At 33.0% G+C, this 24244-nt stretch carries 21 protein-coding genes, 1 tRNA gene and 1 riboswitch; of the genes, 9 read left to right on the forward strand and 13 right to left on the reverse strand.

The genetic code is table 11. The features are described from left to right. The first annotated feature begins 52 nt into the window (after positions 1-52). Together BLW23_RS23945 and BLW23_RS19945 are read left to right on the forward strand one after the other, a co-directional pair. On the forward strand, positions 53-280 hold the full coding sequence (locus tag BLW23_RS23945) for a DDE-type integrase/transposase/recombinase (protein ID WP_410529761.1): 228 nt from the start codon (positions 53-55) through the stop codon (positions 278-280). A gap of 27 nt (positions 281-307) precedes the next feature. Next, positions 308-601 (forward strand): integrase core domain-containing protein, encoded by a 294-nt coding sequence (locus BLW23_RS19945; RefSeq protein ID WP_093673244.1) that lies wholly within the window; start codon positions 308-310, stop codon positions 599-601. Between the two features lie 70 nt (positions 602-671). On the opposite strand, the gene BLW23_RS19950 is transcribed toward BLW23_RS19945, so the two are convergent. From BLW23_RS19950 to BLW23_RS19965, 4 genes are all read right to left on the reverse strand, one after another. Further along, positions 672-1853, reverse strand: a complete 1182-nt coding sequence (locus tag BLW23_RS19950; RefSeq protein ID WP_093673246.1) for an AIR synthase related protein — start codon at positions 1851-1853, stop codon at positions 672-674. 1843 nt (positions 1854-3696) lie between these two features. Next, the gene (locus BLW23_RS19955) at positions 3697-4185 is read right to left on the reverse strand and encodes a GNAT family N-acetyltransferase (protein ID WP_093673248.1); all 489 of its coding nucleotides are present in this window, start codon (positions 4183-4185) and stop codon (positions 3697-3699) included. A gap of 8 nt (positions 4186-4193) precedes the next feature. Further along, complete coding sequence (locus BLW23_RS19960; RefSeq protein ID WP_218134071.1) at positions 4194-4652, reverse strand: GNAT family N-acetyltransferase; 459 nt, start codon at positions 4650-4652, stop codon at positions 4194-4196. Between the two features lie 19 nt (positions 4653-4671). After that, positions 4672-6855, reverse strand: a complete 2184-nt coding sequence (locus BLW23_RS19965; protein WP_093673250.1) for a glutamine synthetase III family protein — start codon at positions 6853-6855, stop codon at positions 4672-4674. A 190-nt stretch (positions 6856-7045) separates the two neighbouring features. Between BLW23_RS19965 and BLW23_RS19970 the strand changes: the two genes are divergently transcribed. Next, positions 7046-8068, forward strand: coding sequence for a glutamine synthetase beta-grasp domain-containing protein (locus tag BLW23_RS19970; RefSeq protein ID WP_093673252.1), 1023 nt, complete (start codon positions 7046-7048; stop codon positions 8066-8068). 54 nt (positions 8069-8122) lie between these two features. On the opposite strand, the gene BLW23_RS19975 is transcribed toward BLW23_RS19970, so the two are convergent. After that, positions 8123-9064: a calcium/sodium antiporter gene (locus tag BLW23_RS19975; RefSeq protein WP_093673254.1), complete on the reverse strand. Its 942-nt coding sequence runs from the start codon at positions 9062-9064 to the stop codon at positions 8123-8125. A 500-nt stretch (positions 9065-9564) separates the two neighbouring features. On the opposite strand from BLW23_RS19975, the gene BLW23_RS19985 reads away from it, so the two are divergent. The 4 genes from BLW23_RS19985 to BLW23_RS20000 all read left to right on the forward strand — a co-directional run bounded on the left by BLW23_RS19985 (position 9565) and on the right by BLW23_RS20000 (position 11656). Next, entirely contained in the window at positions 9565-10893 is a 1329-nt protein-coding gene (locus BLW23_RS19985) for a cell envelope integrity TolA family protein (protein WP_093673258.1), read from the forward strand. Between the two features lie 250 nt (positions 10894-11143). Beyond that, positions 11144-11296 carry an SsrA-binding protein gene (locus tag BLW23_RS19990; RefSeq protein WP_093673260.1) on the forward strand — a complete coding sequence of 51 codons (153 nt, stop codon included), beginning with the start codon at positions 11144-11146 and terminating at the stop codon, positions 11294-11296. A gap of 11 nt (positions 11297-11307) precedes the next feature. After that, positions 11308-11535 (forward strand): putative signal transducing protein, encoded by a 228-nt coding sequence (locus BLW23_RS19995; RefSeq protein WP_093673262.1) that lies wholly within the window; start codon positions 11308-11310, stop codon positions 11533-11535. A 47-nt stretch (positions 11536-11582) separates the two neighbouring features. Continuing rightward, positions 11583-11656 (forward strand) — tRNA-Arg (locus BLW23_RS20000). Between the two features lie 351 nt (positions 11657-12007). On the opposite strand, the gene BLW23_RS20005 is transcribed toward BLW23_RS20000, so the two are convergent. The 3 genes from BLW23_RS20005 to BLW23_RS20015 all read right to left on the reverse strand — a co-directional run bounded on the left by BLW23_RS20005 (position 12008) and on the right by BLW23_RS20015 (position 15608). Continuing rightward, positions 12008-13072 (reverse strand): clostripain-related cysteine peptidase, encoded by a 1065-nt coding sequence (locus tag BLW23_RS20005; protein WP_093673264.1) that lies wholly within the window; start codon positions 13070-13072, stop codon positions 12008-12010. Positions 13073-13128: 56 nt separating this feature from the next. Continuing rightward, positions 13129-13347 (reverse strand): hypothetical protein, encoded by a 219-nt coding sequence (locus BLW23_RS20010; RefSeq protein ID WP_093673266.1) that lies wholly within the window; start codon positions 13345-13347, stop codon positions 13129-13131. A gap of 152 nt (positions 13348-13499) precedes the next feature. Further along, the gene (locus BLW23_RS20015; RefSeq protein WP_093673268.1) at positions 13500-15608 is read right to left on the reverse strand and encodes a sigma 54-interacting transcriptional regulator; all 2109 of its coding nucleotides are present in this window, start codon (positions 15606-15608) and stop codon (positions 13500-13502) included. 327 nt (positions 15609-15935) lie between these two features. Between BLW23_RS20015 and BLW23_RS20020 the strand changes: the two genes are divergently transcribed. Further along, entirely contained in the window at positions 15936-16652 is a 717-nt protein-coding gene (locus BLW23_RS20020; protein ID WP_218134073.1) for a pirin family protein, read from the forward strand. A gap of 35 nt (positions 16653-16687) precedes the next feature. Then, positions 16688-17215 carry a YceI family protein gene (locus BLW23_RS20025; RefSeq protein ID WP_093673272.1) on the forward strand — a complete coding sequence of 176 codons (528 nt, stop codon included), beginning with the start codon at positions 16688-16690 and terminating at the stop codon, positions 17213-17215. A 1198-nt stretch (positions 17216-18413) separates the two neighbouring features. Here BLW23_RS20025 and metF read toward each other — a convergent pair. Genes metF through BLW23_RS20050 form a run of 5 tightly spaced genes read right to left on the reverse strand, consistent with a single transcriptional unit; the run spans position 18414 to position 23836 of the window. Next, on the reverse strand, positions 18414-19370 hold the full coding sequence (gene metF / locus BLW23_RS20030; RefSeq protein WP_093673274.1) for a methylenetetrahydrofolate reductase [NAD(P)H]: 957 nt from the start codon (positions 19368-19370) through the stop codon (positions 18414-18416). A 20-nt stretch (positions 19371-19390) separates the two neighbouring features. Then, on the reverse strand, positions 19391-19639 hold the full coding sequence (locus BLW23_RS20035) for a hypothetical protein (RefSeq protein ID WP_093673276.1): 249 nt from the start codon (positions 19637-19639) through the stop codon (positions 19391-19393). A 4-nt stretch (positions 19640-19643) separates the two neighbouring features. After that, complete coding sequence (metH, locus tag BLW23_RS20040) at positions 19644-22322, reverse strand: methionine synthase (protein ID WP_093673278.1); 2679 nt, start codon at positions 22320-22322, stop codon at positions 19644-19646. A 49-nt stretch (positions 22323-22371) separates the two neighbouring features. Further along, on the reverse strand, positions 22372-22842 hold the full coding sequence (locus BLW23_RS20045; protein WP_093673280.1) for a hypothetical protein: 471 nt from the start codon (positions 22840-22842) through the stop codon (positions 22372-22374). Further along, positions 22826-23836, reverse strand: a complete 1011-nt coding sequence (locus BLW23_RS20050; RefSeq protein WP_093673282.1) for a homocysteine S-methyltransferase family protein — start codon at positions 23834-23836, stop codon at positions 22826-22828. The genes BLW23_RS20045 and BLW23_RS20050 overlap by 17 nt, the downstream gene beginning before the upstream one ends. A gap of 52 nt (positions 23837-23888) precedes the next feature. Continuing rightward, positions 23889-23993, reverse strand: a riboswitch (SAM riboswitch). Positions 23994-24244: the final 251 nt, after the last annotated feature.

Here is a 24244-nt window from a genome sequence, read left to right on the forward strand (position 1 = left end):
TGATTCTTATCACAGATTTAAAAAACATAAAAATATCCTTTGTAACACACAAATTGACAGACCAGAAAAAGTCTGGGTAAATAATATCACCTATATAGGAACAAGAGATAACTCCTCATATTTAGCTTTAATTACTAATGCATATTCTCAAATAATAGTAGGTTATAATGCGTCTGATTCTCTTGCAGTAGAAGACTCACTCAAAGCATTACAAATGGCTCTTTATAATAGAAAACACAGGACTCTCCCTTTAAGACATCATTCGGACAGGGGGCTCTAATATTGTGCTAATGATTATCAAAACTTATTGACTCAAAACAAAATTAAAACTAGTATAACTGAAAAACATGACCCTTATGAAAATGCCATAGCAGAAAGAGTCAATGGAATTTTAAAACAAGAATTTAACATAGCTCTTAAAGTGGACAGCTTAGATGTCAAAACTAAATTAATTAAAGAAGCTATAGATCTTTGCAATTATATGAGACCTCATTTATCTAACCATATGCTCACTCCTAAAAAAATGCATCAGCAAAGGCTATTAAAACCAAAACGGTATAAAACAAAAATTCTCAGAGAAGCTAGAATCTCTGAGAATTAAATAATAAATTTAATCTTTAAATAATCTGTATCGGTTATTTAGGACTAGTCAGCTCTAAAATTACTATTAACTATTCATACTCAAATGTACCATAATCACTTTTTATGGTTAATTTTTTCTTTTTAGAAGCTTCTACTCTTCCTATAATTTGTGCATCCACATTAAATGATTTTGAAATGGCTATAATATCCTCTGCTATTTCTGGAGATACATAGAGTTCCATTCTATGTCCACAGTTAAATACCTGATACATTTCTTTCCAATCTGTTTTTGATTGTTCCTGTATCAATTTAAACAATGGCGGAACTTCAAACATATTATCTTTTACCACATGATTCTTATCTGTGAAATGTAAAATTTTTGTTTGAGCACCTCCAGAACAATGAATCATTCCGTGTACTTTATCTGATTTATACGTAGATAAAATCTTTTTTATAATTGGAGCATATGTTCTTGTTGGTGACAATACTAATTTACCTGCATCAATTGGTGAATTTTCAACTTCGTCAGTTAACTTTGTGTTTCCAGAATATACCAAATCAGAAGGTACAGAAGGATCAAAACTTTCTGGATATTTTTCAGCTAAGTATTTATGAAAAACATCATGACGCGCAGAGGTCAATCCATTACTTCCCATTCCTCCATTATATTCTTTCTCATAACTCGCTTGACCGAATGAGGCCAAACCAACAATAACATCTCCTGCTTGAATATTTGCATTGTCAATTACATCCTCTCTTTTTATTCTCGCTGTTACGGTAGAATCTACAATAATAGTTCTTACTAAATCACCTACATCGGCTGTTTCTCCACCAGTAGAATGTATTGTTACACCAAAACCTTTTAACTCATTAATCAATTCTTCTGTTCCATTAATGATGGCAGAAAGAACTTCTCCCGGTATTAAGTTTTTGTTTCTTCCTATTGTAGAGGAAAGCATAATATTATCGGTAGCACCAACACATAAAAGATCATCAATATTCATTATCAGTGCATCTTGAGCAATTCCTTTCCATACCGAAACATCTCCAGTTTCTTTCCAATACATATAGGCCAACGAACTTTTTGTTCCAGCCCCATCAGCATGCATTATTAAACAATACTCTTCATCATTTGATAAATAATCAGGAACAATTTTACAAAATGCTTTCGGGAATAATCCTTTATCTATATTCTTAATAGCGTTATGTACATCCTCTTTAGACGCAGATACTCCACGTTGTGCATATCGTTTAGATACTTCTTGACTCATGTGTTGTTGTTTTGTAGGTGCGAAATTAATTCAAAACAAGAAACTTTCAAAGAGAATACTACTTATTATTATGATTCCTATAAAGCTTCGAAAAAACAAACTACATTCTAAAAATCAACACATTACCATTTTTTAGTAAAATTAGCTAGATTTCAACTAATGGTTTTCCCTGATATAAAATTCAGGGTTTTCCCTTATTGCCTAGTTCATTTTTCTTGCTCATTTTTGTAATGTCTTAAGAGACGTCTTAAGATTTTTCTTTTTCATAGCAATTTTCCCGCTCAATCTTTTGAGTGGGTTTTTTATTTCAACTAAGTAGTTCCCCTGAAGCCAGACCGAAAATTCTATCTACCTGATTTTAAGTGTTTTTCCCCGTTTATTATTTCATTTTTTCCTCTTATATTTGAGTAATATTTGTTACGGGAATCTCAAATATTAATACATTCTAAAAAATGTATCACTTGCTATTTTAGAATAGAAAAAGAAACTCCTTTATTGGAGTTTTTTTTATTTACACCCATTGCCCTCTAAAATTACTTCCCCAAAAAGTTAGATTTACCTTATAAGAAAACTAAACATAACCCTAAACTACCACCTCTCATTATTCTAACAACAGCAAAGGAAGGAAGATGTTTCACCACGGTTATTTTAAATAGTGCCCACTCATAGCCTATTGTTTTGACTGAAAATAAAGTAAAGTTTATTCAGATGAATCCTTTTTTTAAATTCACAGTGGAGCTATAAATAAATAATACCGATACATTTAAACAGTTTTTTAGGAAATAGAAAAAATCAAAACAGGCTCTATAAATAATATTCAGTACATCTAACACCTTTTACCAATTGAAATTACTGTAACAAAACACCTTTTATCCTTTCTTCTTCTTTTTCAAAAGAAAACGTAAATAAGGCTATGTTTTATTTTTGAAACCCGAATAAAGAAAAAAAATCATTATTTCCTTTTACAATAATATCAAAGCATAACTGATATAATATTGAAGACTCGTTTACTTTCACAAAACTTATCTTTTTCATAACTTTGCATAGCGTTATTTAGTCTAACCATACTAAATAAGTAATTTAAGGGGAAACATCCTACTCATTATCTTGAGTAGGATTCCTCTTTTATAGGGGTTTCTATATCTAACTCCATTATTCTACTTATCTAAATACTAGGGATTTCCCCTATTGCAATCAATATTTAATCTACTTATTTTTAATGTATTAATCTAACAAAAAGTCAAATCAGTTATTTAGTTTCCCCTAGATTATTGTTTTCTACACTAAGAATGCTCCATATGTGAGCATTCTATTTTTTTTCGTCTTAAAACGTCTGAAATTACCATCCTCTCTAGATAGAGAATACTATTTACTCGTGTTAAAAAAAACAGTATAATCTTCATATTTCCCTGAGAATAGTAGAGTGGTTTTTGGTCAATCCATCGACGACTATCTCATCTTGCTTACCCTGATTTAACCTCAAACTTTCCTACGCAAGCACTCAAACCCCTAATTGGAACGAATTATTGTTAGTAAAAAAGCAGATAATTGCTAATTTTCTTCTAACCTTTCTTGGTATATTTTCCTTCACTATTTTTTTACTTAAAAAGACAAAAAAACAGGCAAAACCCCTTGTTTTTAAAGGGCATGCAAAAATGAGCAATTATTTGTCGTATTTAAGACAATGACAGAAAATAACATCAACAAAAAGGCGAAAATCAATAAACACTAACTTTTTTCTCATTGTACCTTTGAAGTGGTTAAAGCAAATGATTAAAGTTTGGTTAGTTTTCACTTAAGCTTATCGAGTTCTCAAACTCGGTAAGTTTTTTTTGCTTTCAATTTAAAACAACGTACTTCTTCTTTCATATAATGAAGTATCCCTCCAGACTCCATGTAGCTGAGCAATTTTCTTTCTTGTACCGACAAACCTGAAACCTTTCTTTTCATGCAGCTTTATACTTCCAACATTTTCTGGAAACAAACTTGAATATAATGTCCATATATTATTTTCTTCAGAAGAACTAATGAGTCTCTCCATTAGAACACCCCCAATTCCGTTTCCTAAATACGAAAGAGCCACATACACACTTACTTCAGCAACTCCCCTATACTCAAAACGGCTCGAAACAGGTGCAAGCGCGCTCCAACCAACTACCATTCCTTCTATTAAAGCAATGAAACGACTATGCTCATGATGCCCAACATTCCATTCATTCCAATTCGGAACTTCGGTTCTGAAGGTCGCATTCCCTGTATCAATTCCTTCTTGATAGATTCCAGCGACTGCGCCCCAATGATTAAAACTTAGTTTTTCTACTTGAACCTCCATAGAACTATTTAAAGTATTTTTTTAAAACATATACTAGACTTCATATTGGTATAGGGCTCATAATTCGGAATTACTTCATAATCTTTCTTCCTATACAATTGAATAGCTGAGCGCATTTCCTTACTGGTTTCCAAAACTACATGCTCAAAACCTTCATTTCTAGCCCATTTTTCAAGTTCCTCCAGAATCCGTACTGCTATTTTATTCCCTCTAAATTCAGACCTTATATACATCCGTTTTATCTCTACACCTTTATTCATCGTTACTTTAAATGCTCCACATCCAACTGCCCCTCCTTCACTATATGCAATTATTACGTGATTTAAATGGTCAATTTTGTTATGTCCTCGAAAAAAATCATCATCATCACCATTAACACCAGAAAGATACCTATCTAATTCTCCAACCAATATTTTAAAATCACCATTTACCGAATTAGTTCGTATTAAATTAATCACTTCCAACATACACATAAGTATTTAGTTATTACCTCATAAATAAAAGTTCTCGATATTTTGTCAACGCCCATAAATTATCATCAACCAGTAATTCGAGTTTATCCGCATGATACCTTATTTCTTCAAAATATGGTTTTACCTTATTATCATAAGCATCTGCATTTTTTTGCCCTGTCAACTTATTTGCTTTTTTCCTTTCTTCAGTCATTAATTCTATTGTGGAATTAATTTCTGCAATATGATTAGAGATTTTTTTAATTAGAACAATTTGTTCCTTTGCAAAAGTTTCAAATTCCTTCTCAAAAATCTCTTTTAACCCTCTTACATTTTCAATAAGGGTATTTTGATATTGAATAGCGATGGGAATAACGTGATTACGAGCTATATCTGCCAATACTCGACTTTCAATCTGAATACGCTTTACATATTCTTCCAGTTCAATCTCATGCCTCGCCTCAACCTCAACCTTATTCATAACCTTCATTTCCTCAAAAAGTGAAATTGCTTTTTCAGAAATTTGAGCCTTTAAAGCCTCTGGTGTTGTTTCATTATTACTTAACCCACGCTTCTTGGCTTCCTTTTCCCATTCCACTCCATAACCATCTCCTTCAAATCTAATTTTTTTAGATTCTTTTATATATTCTCTTAGTACATTAAAAATAGCCTCATCTTTCTTTAGCTTTTTATCATCTACCAAGTTATCAACCTCATTTTTAAAATCTTTTAGCTGTTTTGCTATAATTGTATTCAACACCGTCATTGGCCCTGCACAATTTGAACGAGAGCCCACTGCACGTAATTCAAACTTATTTCCAGTAAATGCAAACGCCGAAGTTCTATTTCTATCGGTATTATCTAAAAGGATTTCAGGAATCTTACCAACAATATTTAATTTCAAGTCTGTTTTTTCCTGTGGAGACAACTTTCCTTTGGTTACATTTTCTAATTCATCTAAAACACTAGATAATTGTGAACCAATAAATACTGACATGATAGCGGGTGGAGCCTCATTAGCTCCCAACCTATGGTCATTACTTGCACTTGCCACAGATGCCCTAATAAGTTCTTCATATTCGCAAACTGCTTTTATTGTATTTACAAAAAATGTTAGAAACTGTAAGTTTTTTGTTGGTGTTTTACCAGGACTTAATAGGTTAACCCCTTTATTTGTAGACAAACTCCAATTATTATGCTTCCCAGAACCATTAATTCCAGCAAATGGCTTTTCATGAAACAATACTTTAAACTGATGACGTTGCGATACCCTCTCCATCACATCCATTAACAATGAATTATGGTCAACTGCTAAATTAGCTTCTTCATGTATTGGCGCCAATTCAAATTGATTTGGCGCTACTTCATTATGTCTAGTTTTAACAGGAATTCCCAACAACATACATTCCTGTTCCAAGTCACGCATAAAACTCATAATTCTCGGAGGGATAGTTCCAAAATAATGATCATCTAACTGTTGTCCTTTTGCTGAGGCATGTCCTAATAACGTCCTTCCTGTCATCATAATATCTGGACGTGTTGCCGCTAGGGCTTTATCGATTAAAAAATACTCTTGCTCCCACCCCAGAGTGGCATTTACCTTTGTAACATTTTTATCAAAATACTTACAAACAGCTGTTGCAGATTCATCAACCGCCTGAAGCGCTCTTAATAATGGCGCCTTGTTATCTAACGCCTCTCCAGTATAAGCAACAAACACCGTGGGTATACATAATGTTGTACCATATATAAACGCAGGAGAGGTAGGATCCCATGCAGTATATCCACGTGCTTCAAACGTATTTCTTATTCCTCCATTAGGAAATGAAGAAGCATCCGGTTCTTGTTGAACCAATTGACCTCCATCAAAACGCTCCATGGCTCCGCCTCCTTCAATAGTTTCAAAAAAAGCGTCATGCTTTTCTGCAGTAGCCCCTGTTAAAGGCTGAAACCAGTGAGTATAATGAGTAGCCCCTTTTGAAAGCGCCCAATCTTTCATACTCACTGCAATTTGATCCGCAATTCTCCTATCAATCTTCACCCCAAATTCAATTGCATCCATTACACTTTGATAGGCTTCTTTTGTCATATGCTGTCGCATCGCCCTTTCGTTAAATACATTCTCACCAAACAGCTCTGATCTTCTTTTTTTCTCCTCAACAGAAACAATATTTCTATTTAAAGCTTCTTGCAAAGCACTAAAACGACTTACTGACATATCAAAATCTTAATTTTTACACCTCAAAAATAAGAAATATCAAATTACACCCCTAAAAAAACAAGGGTCATCTCAAAAATAAAACGTTTTAGTAAAAACACCCCCTTAAAATTTGGGGGTAATAGAAAAAATACTCACTTTTGTAGTAAATAACACAACAACAATATTTTATAGTAAAAAAGTGAAATCAATGAGTAGATCAAAATTAGAGTACATATGGTTAGATGGTTACTATCCAACTCAAAACATGAGAAGTAAAACCAAAGTTGTAGAAGACTTTAATGGTAAATTAGAAGAATGCCCTGTTTGGTCTTTTGATGGTTCTTCAACTAAACAAGCAGAAGGAGGAGATTCAGATTGTTTATTGAAGCCTGTTGCGATTTATCCAGATCCAGCTCGTGAAAATGGTTTCTTAGTAATGACAGAAGTTTTAAACGCAGATGGTACTGCCCATAAAACCAATGGTCGTGCCGGTATTGATGATGATGATAATGATTTCTGGTTTGGATTTGAGCAAGAGTACTTTATTATGGACACTCACACACAACTTCCATTAGGTTTCCCTGTTGGTGGATATCCTGGACCTCAAGGTATGTACTACTGTTCAGTTGGTGGTAGAAATACTCATGGTAGAGATTTTGTTGAAGAGCATGCTGATTTATGTATTGCTGCTGGATTAAATTTCGAAGGAATTAATCAAGAGGTTGCTTCTGGTCAATGGGAATTTCAATTATTCGCTAAAGGAGCTAAAAAAGCTGGTGATGAAATTTGGATTGCCAGATATTTACTTGACCGATTAACTGAAAAATATGGATTCTACATTGAATATCACCCAAAACCAGTAAAAGGAGACTGGAATGGTTCTGGTATGCACGCAAACTTCTCTAATACTGTATTAAGAACTTGTGGAAGTCAAGCTATTTATGAAAAAGTTTGTGAAGCTTTCCGCCCGGTAACAAAAGAACACATTGAAGTTTATGGCCAATATAACGATCAACGTTTAACAGGTTTACACGAAACTGCATCAATACACGATTTCAGTTTTGGTATTTCTGACCGTGGTGCCTCAATTCGTATTCCAATCATTACTGTAGAGCAAGGATGGAAAGGATGGTTAGAAGATAGAAGACCAGCTTCAAATGCTGATCCTTATAAAGTAGCTGGAAGAATTATTGACACTGTTAAAAGTGCTAAAATTGAAGTCGAAGCATAAGTAACAGCTACAAAACGAAAAAACCGCCAATGGCGGTTTTTTTATTTCCTTTATTTACGATAATGTTATATATACAAAAGTTATATAAGCCATTAACAATAGTACTCCATCTCTCCAACCTAACCTTCTTCCTTTTGGAATAAAAACTAAAGGTAGTATCACAAATGAAATTCCTAACATCCAAAAAATATCATGACTAATTAAACTTGCGGCATCCTCTTTCACTTCTATTGGGGTAATTAATGATGTAATACCTAATACCGCCAAAATATTGAACACATTTGAACCAATCAAATTTCCTAATGATATTGCTTTTTCCTTATTGATAACTGCAATTATAGAAGCCGCTAATTCTGGAACACTGGTACCTACAGAAACTATAGTTACTCCGATTACAGCATCACTCACTCCTAAATTTTTCGCTAAGGTAACCGATCCATCTATTAAAAGTTCAGAACCTGCCCATAAACCGAAACCTCCAATTGCTAAGAACATAGCTATTTTAAATAGTGGCATCTCTTCATCATCCTCAGGTACCTCATCTACCACTGCCAGCTTTTGGAAACGCAATAAGTAAATTAGAAATGCAATTAATGAAGCAAATAAAATAGCTCCTTCATAAGTTTGAATAGTACTATCGTTCGCTATAAAAAAGTACAACATCACAGAAGCGATCATCATTACTGGCCAATCCGTCTTATAGAAACTTTTTTCCACATCTATTGGAGATAGAATTACGGTTATCGCTAGCACCAACGCTAAATTCGCAATATTAGATCCAATAACATTTCCTACAGCTAAACCAGTAGCTCCATTAAGTGCCGATTTTATACTTACTATTAATTCCGGAGCAGAGGTCGCAAAAGACACCACTGTCATACCAATAACAATTTTTGGTATGTTCAACTTTAATGATAAGCCTACAGCTGCTTTTAACAACCAGTTTCCTCCAAAAACCAATAATGTTAAACCTATAATGATGTATAAAATGCTCATGGATTACTTTTTTTGCGAAGATAGGATTTTTAACGAGTTTACGAAGGTCGAAACGGAACTTCATTCTACCACTTTTAAATACTACTTTTTAAAGTGACTGAAAATCTAAATTCTTTTTTTCAACCAAAAAATAACGTTTTCCCCTTTGCTTTTAAAAAAAAGACAAAACACCCCCTTTACTTACTTTACATTACAAATACAAAACAACAAATACAATTAAAATTTAAAACAAAAAACAAGAGAACAAAACTACATATTAAAACAAAAAACACTTTTTTAACTACGATTATAAATTCAATTTGAAAAATAACTTCATTTTCATTTGGACGGACAATTTGCTTTCTCATATCTTCAAAAAACAATCCCGGAATTGACACAATTTTATTAACAAAAACACTATTAAACTAATGATCACTATTACACTAAAACTACTTGTAATTATAATGAATTCTATGACATTCTTGCTTTTATTTTATTAATCAACTATAAAAAATTATACTATGTTAACATTTTTTGGAATTCTACTAATTGTTGTTGGTATCATTACTCTGCTAATGAATTCAATCATAAAAAACAATAAATACCTCAACTGGTTTACAACAGCACGGAGTATTAAAATAACAACCTTAGGCGTATTTTTAAGTATTACTACTGGCATGTTTTTCTATGCCGAACCAGGAACAGCCTACGCCGTTCAATATCCTTGGGGAGATCAAAAAGCAGTATTCAGACAAGGGATAAATACTAAAATGTGGGGACGTTTGATTCCTATTCAATTTGAAATGCCTATCAAATATGTAATTCCTAATTCAAAAGGAAATTTGGGCGACCAAAGTAGATATGCCTATGTTGATAAGGCTAGGCAATGGGAGTTTAACGACGCAGTAAAAGGGAAAATTGCTACCTCTATTGTTATCAGCATTAATATTTCAGATGAAGATCAATTTTTATCTGTTGCTGATAGAAATAAAACTGAAAAGAACTTGATACGTTCTCGTATTATCCCAAATATTGATCAATCAATAAAGAACACCTGTAAACTCATGGCTGCACAGGATTATATTTCTGGGCAGGCGGCTGACTTCGACAGATACTTTCAAGACCAATTAGAAAATGGTATGTATGTACTTGAAGAGTTTTCAAATAATGAAAAACCTGAAGTTATTGGTGACAGTACCGTTGTGAGAACGGTGCCTAATAAAGAATCACGTCAGAAAAGATTTAGGATAAAATATAGAGAAGGACAGCCTGTTAGAGTAAATGGAAACTCACTTAAATCATATGGCCTTACTGTTGTGCAAGCTGTAGTAACTGAAATTGACTGGGAAGAAACTTTCGACAACAGATTACAATTGCAAAAAGAAGAAGTAGCACAAACACAATTAGAAAAACAACAAGCTGAAAGAGAATTTTACAGAGCACAGAAAGAAAAAGCAAAAGGTGAAGCTGAAAAAGCAAAAGAAAGAGCTAGGTTAGAAAAAGCACAAATACAACAAACCATTGCTGCTGAAACGGAAGCCAAAGTAGCTGAATTTAACTTAACTAAGGAAAAGAAACAATATGAAGTTGAACAATTCAAGGCAAAAAGTAAAAAAGTTGCTGCCGATGCTCAATACTATGAAAATGCAAAATTGGTTAGTGCTGGATTAACCCCTCAGGAACGTGCTGAGTGGGAATATAAAACCGCAGTGGGAGTTGCTAAAGAATTAAAAGATTTGAGACTTCCTTCAACTTATATAGAAGGAGGTAAAAACGGAAACAGTGGGAATTTGCTAGAATCATTAATTGGTGCTGAATTGGCTAAGAAAATGATGGAAAAGAAAAAATAAAAATCAACAGACAGAGTGCAAAAAGCACTCTGTCAATTCTTAACACTTATTATATATTCGAAAATCTAACCTATGTAAAAACTATTTCAAAACCTAAAACAACAAATATTGATTTCATTAACATAACTTTACTACCAAAAACAAAAGGAAATAACAAATTTTATTGTACTTTCAATACTCATTCCTAGCTATTAATACATAATGCAGATTAAAGTAATTTTCATTATTTTTGATAGAAATCAACTACATAATGAAAACCGCATTGTTTCAATTATTAGCTAAGGTTAATAAAACTATTTTGCCTTCTTTTACAAAAAGGCAATTGGATATATCAAAAGCTTCAAAATTCCAATTAGCCATTATTGGGTGGAGAGCTTTTGTTACTATGAATTCATTAAAATAAAAATAAAAAATATGGAAGAATATATTAGAGTATATACCGGGTCTGGTATTTTAATTAACCGATTAGCTTCGTTATTAAAAGAGAACGATAGTCGGTTTATTATTAAAGATGAAAAGGAATCTGCACGACTTGCTGGTTTTGGAACTACAGGCGATTCTGTTGAGCTACACATCTTAAACACTGATTTAGAAGGAGCTAAAAATATTATTGAAAATTTCACAAAAGAAATCGGAAAATAATTTTATAAAACTAAAATAAAGTTATATATTTGCACCCGCAAATCAATGGCCTCGTAGCATAACTGAATAGTGCACTTGATTACGGCTCAAGAGGTTGCAGGTTTGAATCCTGCCGAGGTCACAGCCAAAAAACTCCTAACAAATTGTTAGGAGTTTTTCATTTAAAAACGGGATTGTTTTAATGATTTTTTTGAATTCTTTCTTTTTCGATTAACACAAATTTTTGCTTTAACACAACTATTAGTTTTGATCCATTTTTTTCTCAATATTTTTCAATCTGCATTCTCTTATTAAGTTTTTTTTTATTTTGCTCTTTCTTACATGATCTCTAATATATACCTCATGATTATTTTCTATTATCAATCTCTAAAATAAACTACCATAGTAAAAATTTAATCACACCTTATTCAAAACACTAACCATACTTTAGATGCAAGCCGTAAAGAGTTATCCATTGGTGATCACCATTACATCACAGCCTCTTTAATTTAAATTGTTTTTGATATTCGTTTAGTAAGCCAACCCAATTTTCAGCGTCCTTTCCAAATTCAGTTTTACCGTATTTCACGAAAGTAGTTTGCGGAATTTCATCTAAGGGAAAGTAGATTGACAGACCCGTAGCATGCTTATACACATTTCCACTTATAGTCTTTAACAACACCCCGTCTAAAAATGAAACTAAGTCCATACTTGCAATCCTAAACGAGTCATTCTCTTTATTTGACATTTTCTGTATGAAATACTTTAAGTCGACATAATTATGATACTTAAAATCTATCAACTCGGCTCTAAGCTTTATAAAATAATTACGTAGCATTTCGTTAGTCAAAACCATCAAGCACCAGTTATTAAATAAATCCATAAACTTATTTATGTTTTTCAAATGTGCTATTGACAATGTAAAATCCTTGATTTTTTTCAACCTGCATTGGTCTAAATACCCATCTAATATTTGTTTTGAAAAATTAAGAGGACTATCATGTTGTTTAAACAAACTATTATAATCCCACCCTTCGGGTGGTTCTATGTTTTGTGAAGCGATCATGAAGTCAGTAAAATTTCTAACAGCATAAGAAACTTCTATTGTTGCCATTTGACACATATCAAATCCCACCAATTCAAAACCCTTATTGCTTCTTATTTCTAATGCCTTCTTTAACTCATCTAATTCCAGTAAATCATTCTGAGAATAATCATGCGCACAGCCTTCCCATCCATAACCATGCCCCCATAATATCAAGTAATTACTCTCCTCAGGACACCTACTATTTCCCCATTTAATAAAACTCCTTAACGTCCTATAATCTCCTGTATTTTTTTCTTCAACAAAAAACTTCTTAACCCCATTAGAATCAACCACATATCGTTTAGACTTCCTTTTCATTTTTTCATGAGACACATAGGTTTTATAACGATCAATCTCAATAAAAACTCTGTAACTACTCTCTACTTCTAAGCTCAGAATTCCTTTTAACTCTTCCTCACTCTCCATGTCCAAATTATTATCTCCCGCTATAAAAAGAAATACATTTGTCATATTTACCTGTATTAATTCAAAAAAAAGACCTGAGGTTGTACTCAGGTCTTTTTACATTAATTATTCTGATCAACATATGTTGCATACGCCTCACCTGCTACCTTTGACACTTCACCAATTCCATCATTGAACTGATCCCATACTTTTTCAGCAAGCTTTGTTAAATCGGCATCTACTCCTTTTTCCTTCGGAATATGACTTTCGAGCTTATTAAATGCTTCTTCTATTTTTGCATGTAACTCATCTTTTAAATTGTATAAATCATTTATTTTCATAATAAAAAAATTATTGGTTAATTACCCACATATTATGACAATACATCTGATTTCAAACTCCCTATAAATAGGTATTCTTTAAAAAATCCAAAAAACGAATCAGCTAGGAACAAGTCGTTTTCTTAAATTATTCCTGCATTTCACTCTTTTAATTAACTCCTTTTCAAACTGATTTGTTTTTCTATTCCTAATCGCTTCATTTTAGCAAACAAGGTTTTGGCATTCATATTTAAAATAGCAGCCGCTCCCTTTACTCCGCTAACACGCCAGTTTGTATAATTCAATACCTCAACGATATAATCCTTCTGTACATCTTCAAAAGATTTAAAATCGGAAGTTAGAGAAATCCCTTTTTCTTTTGGTAGCCAGCTTCCGGGATTTAAAGTAGTTCCATTTTCAATAATAACCGCCCTTTCAATTAAGTTTTCCAACTCCCTAATATTCCCTGGAAAACTATAACTCATTAAAGCCTCAATGGTCCTTTTAGAGAGTCGTTTAAAAGCTTTTCCTGCCTTTGCCGTAAACTTTTCTAAAAAGTATTTTGCCAATAGAGGAACGTCCTCTTTCCTAGCTCTTAAAGGAATATTATGAATAGGGAATACATTTAACCTATAATATAAATCTTCTCTAAAACCTCCTTCTAAAATCATCTCTTCTAAATTTCTATTGGTAGCCGCTATTATCCGAACATTTACCTTTATAGTTTTAGAACCGCCAAGCTCGTCAAACTCCCCTTCTTGCAAAACTCTCAAAAGCTTGGGTTGTAAATCTACAGGCATCTCCCCTATTTCATCCAAAAAAATAGTCCCTCCATCGGCCAACGAAAATTTCCCCACTTTATCAGTTATAGCTCCAGTAAACGCTCCTTTTTTATGCCCGAATAGTTCACTCTCAATTAATTCTTTAGGTAATGTTGCACAATTGATCTTAATCAAAGCTCTATCTTTTCGGAAACTATTATTATGAACAGCACTTGCCAGAAGTTCTTTTCCTGTACCAGACTCTCCTGTAATTAAAACAGTGGTATCTGTTGGAGCCACCTGATTCACTTGTTCTAAAACTTTTCTATAAGCATCACTTTTACAAATAATAGTATCGAAGTTAATTTTACTATTAATTTCTTCTTGCAGATACTCATTTTCTTCTTGAAAACGCTCTTTCAATGTTTTTATCTCTTCTAAAGCTTCATACAACTTTAAATCACGGAGTTTTCTCTCTGAAACATCACGTACAATCGCGCAATTAAAATCTTTATTATTATGCACTAAATGGTTAGCAGTTATATCAACAGGAAATTTCGTTCCGTCTTTTCTTACCAGTAACCATTCAAAACGTAAACTTCCTTTTTCGATAATTTTCTCAAAATGTTCTTTCCACCATTCAGGAGATACGGCTGGATCTAAATCAAAAACAGAACTAGTTTCTAGCTTCGCACGAGAGTACCCCAAAGAATATATTGCAGACTCACTGAAATGAACTAGTTTCCCTTCTTTGTCATAGACATAAATAATATCCTCGGCGTTATTAATAACTTCTTTATACAGACTCAATACATTTTCTCGCTCTTGCTGTTCGGTTACATCTTGATAAACACCATGGATTTTAAATACTTTCTTTCCTTTTATTATAGGATTTACAATAACTCTTATAAAACGTGATTGTTCCTCATCTGTTTCAAGAATGACATCAAAAGGCTTTCCTGTCTGAATAGCGTCTTTTAAATAGCTTTTTATTCTATCTGATTCTTTAAAGAAACCAATGACTTCTCCTGGTAATAAATCTTCCTTTTTATCCGTATTAAAAATTTTAAGTGCTCCTGAAGTCACTATAATACTTCCATCTTGAAGATTTAATTTCCACCCACCAATATTGGCAATATCTTGAGTGTTTTTTACTAAGCTTCTATAAAAACTAGAACTGGTAATTTCATTTACAATCGCACAAATAATATTTTTTCTGTTATTTGAGAAAAACTGCACAAAAACTTCAGTTTCATAAAAACTTCCCTTCTTTGTTTTATGGGTCGCTCTAAAATTATGCTCTCCTTTTTCAACTAAAACCTGAAAATGCTTTTTCCAACTATCTTTAGTCGCGGTAGTATTTATATCAAAAATACTAAGCCCTGTAACTTCAGATTTGCTATAACCTAAACGGTCGCAAAACTTCTTATTTACATATACAATTTTACCCTCTTCATCCATCCACATTACCTCGTATGGCAAATTCTCAACAAGCCATTCTCTTAATAAAGGTGATTCCATTCTACTATTTTAATTAAATTTCATATTTGAAAAATACCCTAATATTTTCTCAAATAAAAGAAAAAGATGATTTTAAGGAAAAAATAAAGCACACAACAAACAGCAAACGACTGACCAACAGTAAAATACATTAACGGCATAGTATTCGCCTACATAACAACAAACAAAACAATTATGAAACGAAAAGAGTTTATTAAGAAAACCATTGTTGGAGGCGCATTTTCTCTTTTAGGTGTAGGAACGATGGCAAACAATAAAGAAAAAAACAATTCTCAGAAGAATACACCTATAGGATTTAATCATTTACCTAATAAAGAATATAAAACCATGAATACAGTGCTTCACAAGGCAGTAACAAGAGGTCAAGCAAATCACGGATGGCTACAATCTAAACACACATTCAGTTTCGCAAACTACCACAACCCTGAGAGAATGCACTTCGGAACCTTGCGGGTTTTAAATGATGATATTGTTGCTCCAAGCATGGGATTTGGCACCCATCCACATAGAGACATGGAGATTATCTCAATACCTCTAGAAGGCGACTTAGAACATAAGGACAGTATGGGAAATACTGCTGTAATAAAATCAGGTGACATTCAAGTATTGAGTGCGGGATCGGGAATTACTCATTCAGAATATAACAAGAATAGTAACTCCGAAGTAAAGTTCTTACAAATTTGGGTTCTCCCTAATAAGAAAGGAGTTACTCCCAGATATGATCAGATTACATTAAATACTATAGATAGAGAAAACAAATTACAACAAATTCTTTCTCCTACTCCAGAAGACGCTGGTGTATGGATTCATCAGAATGCATGGTTTCATATTACCAATTTAGAGCAAGGAAACACTGTAAATTATGCATTGAAAAATCCAGATAAAAATGGTGTTTATGCCTTTATCTTGAAAGGCGATGCTACTATTAACCATCAAAACTTAAATAAAAGAGACGGCTTCGGTGTATGGGGTGTTGATAGCTTAGACATTCATGCTGACAGTAGCACTGAAATACTACTAATGGAAGTCCCTATGACTCTTTAATCATAAATAATACTACTATAAACAACAATTTAATTATGGAAACAGCAGTAAAAACAATTTGGAATATTGACACTACTCATTCAGAAATCGGCTTTAAAGTAAGGCACATGATGATTTCAACGGTTACAGGACATTTTGAGGATTTTAATGCCTCTGTAGAAACAGAAAATGAAAACTTTATTGACGCAAATTTCAGCTTTACGGCAAAAACGGATTCAATAAACACTAAAAACAGTGATCGCGATGGGCATTTAAAGTCGGACGATTTTTTCAATAGCCAGACTTACCCTGATTTAACCTTTGTATCTAAATCTTTTGATGGCAACTCTTTAACTGGAAATTTAACTATCCGAGATATAACGAAAGAAGTTACGTTAAATGTAGACTTTAATGGGGTGGCAATGGACCCGCACGGACAAACAAAATCTGGATTTGAAGTAACGGGTATAATTAATAGAAAAGACTTCAATTTAAACTGGAGTGCGGTAACGGAAGCGGGTAATATCGTTGTTAGCGATACAATTAAATTAGCGATTGCTCTTCAATTTATTAAACAAGAATAAAATATTCAGAATAAGGATAATTTGTAAAAATACTGAAACACATACCTATCATATATGAACATCCAATTGAAGTTCTAACCATTTGATGTAAAATAGGTTTATTTTTATATACATCGTTTTTACGTCATTATTCAAAAAACGAGAAACTTTATAAAGTTTCTCGTTTTTTTTTTGGGAAAAAAAGCATCCAAAATTAAAAATCACGATTGTCCATTTTAAACAAACACCAATCCACAGCAAACGCACTACACTACAATTTCAGCGAGCAATCGTATATATATTTGCAGTGTAATTAAGAGATATTCCCCTTAAATTAAATAGCTACTACTAAGCTATCAAAACAACAAGATTTTCATCCCCTTGAAAGTTCCCCCCACGTTTTGGTAGCTTTTTTATTTCAAAAAATTTAACTAGCCTTTTCAATTCACACCACCCCAACGTTTACTGGAGCATTCGTTCTGTATAGAAATGTACATACTATCTTTCTATAATGTTCGTTTATTAAAAAGTAGATTTTATTATTGACCTAGAGATACGTGTTATTTCTAATTTGAAAAACATTAAATCTTCAAGTAACACCGCTTCACTTAAATTCTATTCCCTGAATTTTAAACACCTTGTTTTTGTTGTGGTAACCAATAACTGAAAATTCTTTAAAAAATAGTTTATCTCATTTTTCATCTCATTTTAGCCCTAAATTGTCTAAAATAAGACATCATATGTCTAATTTCAAATACAACATATCTCACTGCAAAAACACTACATTACCTATACAACTGAAAAAAACCGATACATTTGTAGTGTAATTGAACATTATTTCCCCTTAATAATTAATCAATTGTAAGCTATCAAAACGATTTTCCCTCATTAAATTTCCCTATGTTTTTGATAGCTTTCCTTTTTTTATAAAGCATTATTCTTTTCAACTATTTTCAAGAAAACACTCCTTATACTTTATTATAAATACATAGACTGTATTGTTTTTACTTTCAATTTGAAAAAAGGAATTAATACCACAACATGCTATTTTAAAGAACAAAAAGGGTGTCATATATTCATATCTAAAAAACATCAAGTTTTACCGCATAAAAAAACCTTCTAACGAATACTCATTAGAAGGTTTCCAATATATTTATACTAGAAATAAACTTTATAATCTTAGTTTATCGAAACTAAATTCTCTATTACTATTTTCAGGTTAAAACAACTCTTTAGCTATAGCTTTTATATTACTTGATTTACCCATTGAATAATAATGTAATACAGGAACACCACCTTCAACAAGTTCTTTGCTTTGTTGGATAGCCCATTCTATTCCTACCTGCCTTACTTCTTTATTATTCTTACAGCCCTCAACAGCCTCTACCAATTCCTCTGGTAAATCTAATCTAAAAATCTGTGGTAATATTTGTAAATGTCTTTGAACTGCTAATGGTTTAATTCCCGGTATAATTGGTACATCAATTCCAATCTCTCTAGCTTTTTTCACAAATTCAAAATATCTTTTATTGTCAAAAAACATTTGCGTTACAACGTAGTCAGCTCCAGCATCTACTTTTTCTTTTAAGCGTTTCAAATCTGTTGCTAAGCTCGGCGATTCAAAATGTTTTTCAGGATATCCTGCTACACCAATACAAAAATTTGCTTTATATGGTGTTTCAATAATTTCGTGTAGATACTTTCCTTTGTTTAAGTCACTAATCTGCTTTACCAAATCAGATGCATAATTATTTCCTCCATCAGAAGCCTTGAAATACTGTTGATCTTTTCGTGCATCTCCACGAAGTGCCATAACATTATCAAGTCCTAAATAATGACAATCAACTAATACATATTCCGTTTCTTCTTTGGTAAATCCGCCACATAATACATGTGGTATTGCATCAACATTATACTTATACTTTAGCGAAGCGCATATACCAACAGTCCCTGGACGCATTCGAGTTACCTTCTTCTCTAACAACCCTTTTTCTTTTGGAAGGTATATATACTCTTCTCTAGAAGTTGTTACATCAATAAATGGAGGATTAAACTCCATTAATGGATCAATATTGTTATAAAGCTCCTGGATATTCTGTCCTTTTTGCGGAGGAACTATCTCAAATGAAAATAAGGTTTTCCCTTTTGCGTTTTTTAAGTGTTCTGTTACCTTCATAAGTCTCTCTATATAAAGAGTTATTCTTTTAGTAGTTTGTTTTTAATTGTTTCAAAGTCTTCTTGATACTCCCAATAAATCCATCTTCCTTCAGCATAATCCGTTAAAATAAACTTTTCACTTACGGATTTTATTCTTGATTTTGCAACGAGTTTTTTCGAAAATCCTTCTACATGAACACTTTCAATAATTTCTTTATTATCTTTATCGTATCCATGAACTATATTATGACTTCCTAATGTCAGTTCAATAAATTCATTTTTCTCCATAATCTTAATTATCTGCTATCGTTGGATGTAACCATTTCCTTGCCTTTTCTAAAGAAATCCCTTTACGAGAAGCAAAATCTCTCACTTGATCATCGGTAATTTTACCCAAACCAAAATACATTGCTTCTTCATTTGCAAAATAATATCCTGATACGGCAGCAGCAGGCCACATAGCCAAACTTTCGGTCAACGTAACTCCTATATTCTCTTCAACCTGTAACAGATCCCAAATAGTTTCTTTTTCTAAATGATCTGGACAAGCAGGATATCCAGGTGCTGGACGAATCCCTTTATAACCTTCTTTAATTAACTCGGCATTGGTTAAATTTTCGTTTGAAGCATAGCCCCAATGAATTGTTCTAACACGATGATGCAGGTATTCAGCAAAAGCTTCCGCAAAACGATCTGCGATTGCTTGTGCCATAATTGCATTATAATCATCATGATTATCTTTATAAACTTTCGCCAATTCGTCTGCACCAAATATAGCTGTACAAAAAGCCCCCATATAATCTTGTTTTCCAGATTCTTTAGGCGCTATAAAATCAGCTAGTGCAAAACTTGGCTTTCCTTCTCGTTTCTTTAATTGTTGACGTAAGGTTCTAAATATCCCTACCTCATTTCCTTTCTTTTTAATAGAAATATCATCATCATTAATTGTATTTGCTTCAAATACACCAAAAACTGCTTTCGCCTTTAAGGATTGTTTTTGAATAATTTCTTGCAACATTTTTTGTGCATCTTCATACAAACTAGTTGCTTGTTCACCAACTACCTTGTCTTCTAAAATATTTGGATACTTTCCATGTAAATCCCAAGAACGGAAAAACGGACTCCAATCAAAAAATGGTAGTAAATCTTTTAAGCTTATTTGTTCTAATTTTTGAACCCCTAGTTCTTTTGGCTTTGGAATATTAATTGACTCCCAATCTATTTTAAATTTACGCTTACGTGCTTCTTCAATAGGAATATAATGCTTCTCTTTTCCTCTTTTTAAGAACTTATCTCTAAACTGTTCATAATCATTTTTAAGCTTTGCTACGTATTCGTTTCTCGTGTTTTGGTTTAATAAATCTCCAACAACGGTAACAGCTCTAGAAGCGTCATTTACGTGAACTACCGCGTTTTTATACTGTGTATCTATTTTAACCGCTGTATGTGCTTTTGAAGTTGTTGCACCTCCAATTAATAGAGGAATTTCAAAATTTTGACGTTCCATTTCCTTCGCTAAATACACCATTTCGTCTAAAGACGGAGTGATTAATCCACTTAAGCCTATGGCATCAACATTTTCTTTTTTAGCCGTTTCAATAATTTTTTCAGGCGGTACCATTACCCCTAAATCTACTATTTCATAATTGTTACATCCTAAAACAACACTTACTATGTTTTTACCTATATCGTGAACATCACCTTTAACGGTAGCCATTAATATTTTTCCTAAAGCTTGCTGTTCTTCACCTTTTTCAGCTTCAATAAACGGATTTAAATAGGCCACAGCCTTTTTCATTACCCGTGCCGACTTCACCACTTGTGGTAAAAACATTTTTCCTTCTCCAAAAAGATCACCGACAACATTCATTCCAGACATTAAATGTCCTTCAATCACTTCAATTGGCTTATCAACACTTAAACGTGCTTCTTCAGCATCTTCCACAATAAAAGTGTCAATACCCTTTACCAATGCATGTGTTATTCGATCTTGTAGCGGTTTATTTCGCCATTCTAAAGCCTTGCCATCATCTTCCTTTTTCTTTCCTTTTACTGTTTCAGCAAAATCAAGCAAACGTTCTGTAGCATCTTCTCTTCTATCGAGAATAACATCTTCTATATGTGCTAATAAATCTTTAGGAATATCATCATACACCTCAAGCATAGAAGGGTTTACAATTCCCATATTCATTCCTGCTTTAATCGCATAATATAGAAATACAGAATGCATTGCTTCTCGCACAGTGTTGTTTCCTCTAAAAGAAAAAGAAACATTACTTACCCCGCCACTTACACTTGCATGAGGTAGATTTTCACGCACCCAGCGTGTTGCTTCAATAAAATCGATAGCATTTTTTCTATGCTCATCCATTCCTGTAGCCACAGGGAAAATATTTAAGTCGAAAATAATATCTTCTGGTGCGAAGTTTACTTCGTCAACCAAAACTCGATACGATCTTTCAGCTATTTCAATTCTTCGTTCATAGGTATCCGCTTGTCCAACCTCATCAAATGCCATTACAATAACTGCGGCTCCATATCTTTTTATTTGCGTTGCTTCCCAAATAAACTTTTCTTTTCCTTCTTTTAAAGAAATAGAATTCACTACCGATTTACCCTGAACTACTTGTAATCCCGCTTCAATGATTTCCCATTTGGAACTATCAATCATAATAGGCACCCTTGAAATATCAGGTTCCGAAGCAATTAGGTTTAAAAAACGAACCATAGCTTGTTTACCATCAATCAAACCATCGTCCATATTTATGTCAATAATTTGAGCGCCTCCATCTACTTGATGCCTTGCTATTGCCAATGCCTCATCAAACTTCTCTTCCTTTACAAGCCTGAGAAACTTACGAGAACCAGCAACATTAGTTCTTTCTCCAACATTAATAAAATTGCTTTCAGGAGTTATTATTAAAGGTTCTAATCCTGATAAACGCATGTATTTACTTTCTGCTTTACTCATTATGAAACGGTATAATACTGTTGTTAACCGAAGCTAACAACAGTACAATTTATTTTATTCTAATATATTTTTCAATGATATCTCTATTGATACCAGCATCTTTCACCTCTTCTTTTCCAAATTGGATTAAGGTATCGCCAACTACTTTTACTTTAAAAGGGAATTCGTGATTTCTAATAGATTCCATTCCGATGTACTCAAGTTTTTCAACATAAGCATCTCCTTTTAAGGTATAGCTTCCTCCCCCACCATAAAACCCTTCAGAACTTTCTTTGTTCTGATTAAAAAAGGCAAAGTGACTTTTGTTTATGATTTTTACGAAATCAGTTTTAGACAAGTCTTTTACTTGAACAGAATCTTTCTCTTTAATTTCTCCATAAACTAACTTCCAAGATCCTTCAATTTTTAACGTTTTTTCGTCTTGAGTTTTCGCTTTAGTAGTTACGACTGTTTCGGTATTGCCTTTTTGGCAAGACATTGCTAGAAGTATAATGCATACTCCACTAATCATTTTTTTCATTTGTAGGTAGTTTTCTTGGTTTATATTTGGCGGCAACGTTGGTGATTGCCTGTATATGTTCAGGTGTTGTTCCACAACACCCTCCTATAATATTGATTAAATTCTTTTTTAAGTATTCTTCAATTTGTTCGGCAGTTTCATTTGGTGTTTCATCATACTCACCAAAAGCATTTGGCAAACCAGCATTTGGATGTGCTGAAATTGCAAACTCAGTTCTCGGAGCAATTGCCTCTAAGTGTGGTTGTAAAAGATTGGCTCCTAAAGCGCAGTTAAATCCAACAGATAATAGTGGAATATGCGAAATAGAAATTAAGAATGCTTCTGCTGTTTGCCCAGACAACGTTCGTCCAGAAGCATCAGTTATAGTTCCTGAAACCATCACGGGAATTTCAATTTTTCTTTCCTCTTTAATTTCTTCAATAGCAAACAAGGCTGCTTTTGCATTTAAGGTATCAAAAACAGTTTCTACTAATAAAAGATCAGAACCTCCATCTAACAAGGCTTCGGCTTGTTGTTTATACGCTATACGAAGTTCATCAAAAGTTACGGCTCTATACCCTGGATCGTTTACATCAGGAGACATACTTGCCGTTCTATTGGTCGGGCCAATTGATCCTGCCACAAATCTTGGTTTGTGCGGTTCTTTTGCTGTAAACTCATCCGCTGCTTCTTTTGCAAGTCTCGCCGATTCATAATTTAGTTCATATACCAAATCTTCCATCTGGTAATCAGCCATGGCAATAGTAGTACCTGAAAAGGTATTTGTTTCAACGATATCTGCACCAGCGGCAAAGTATTTTTTATGTACTTCTTTTACCGCTTCTGGTTGTGTTATTGATAACAAATCGTTGTTTCCTTTTAAAGGTGTTGCATAGTCTTTAAAACGTTCGCCACGAAAATCTTTTTCCGTAAATTTATAGCGTTGTAACATGGTTCCCATAGCACCATCCAACACTAAAATTCTTTTTTGTATTTCTTTAAAAATATTTGACATTCCTGATTTTTTAAAGTTGTGTTATCAGGAAAAGAGAAAAGTATTTTTCTTTTCGTTATCTCTCTGTTCTTCACAGTAGAATGTAGCACCTTCTTTGATTTTCAAAGGGTTGCCAAGGTTTCAACGGATCTATTCCCTCCACCTTTCATGATAACACAAGTTAAGCTTATGAACTCGCGTGCAAATAAACGAATTATTTTTTATTTAACCCTATGTTTTTAGTGGATTTTTAGACGTTCAATCATGAATTTTAACAATTCTATATTGAATGTTACTATTTTAGTTTTACGTGCTGAGTTTTGTCTCTCATAATTTTTACTATGAGGAGAAACCTCTAAAGATTACATACTATTATAATGTAATTAAGTTTCTCAGCCACTTCCTTCTTAGAAACGACTGAATCGATAT

The organism is Tenacibaculum sp. MAR_2009_124, assembly GCF_900105455.1.
GTDB lineage: Bacteria > Bacteroidota > Bacteroidia > Flavobacteriales > Flavobacteriaceae > Polaribacter.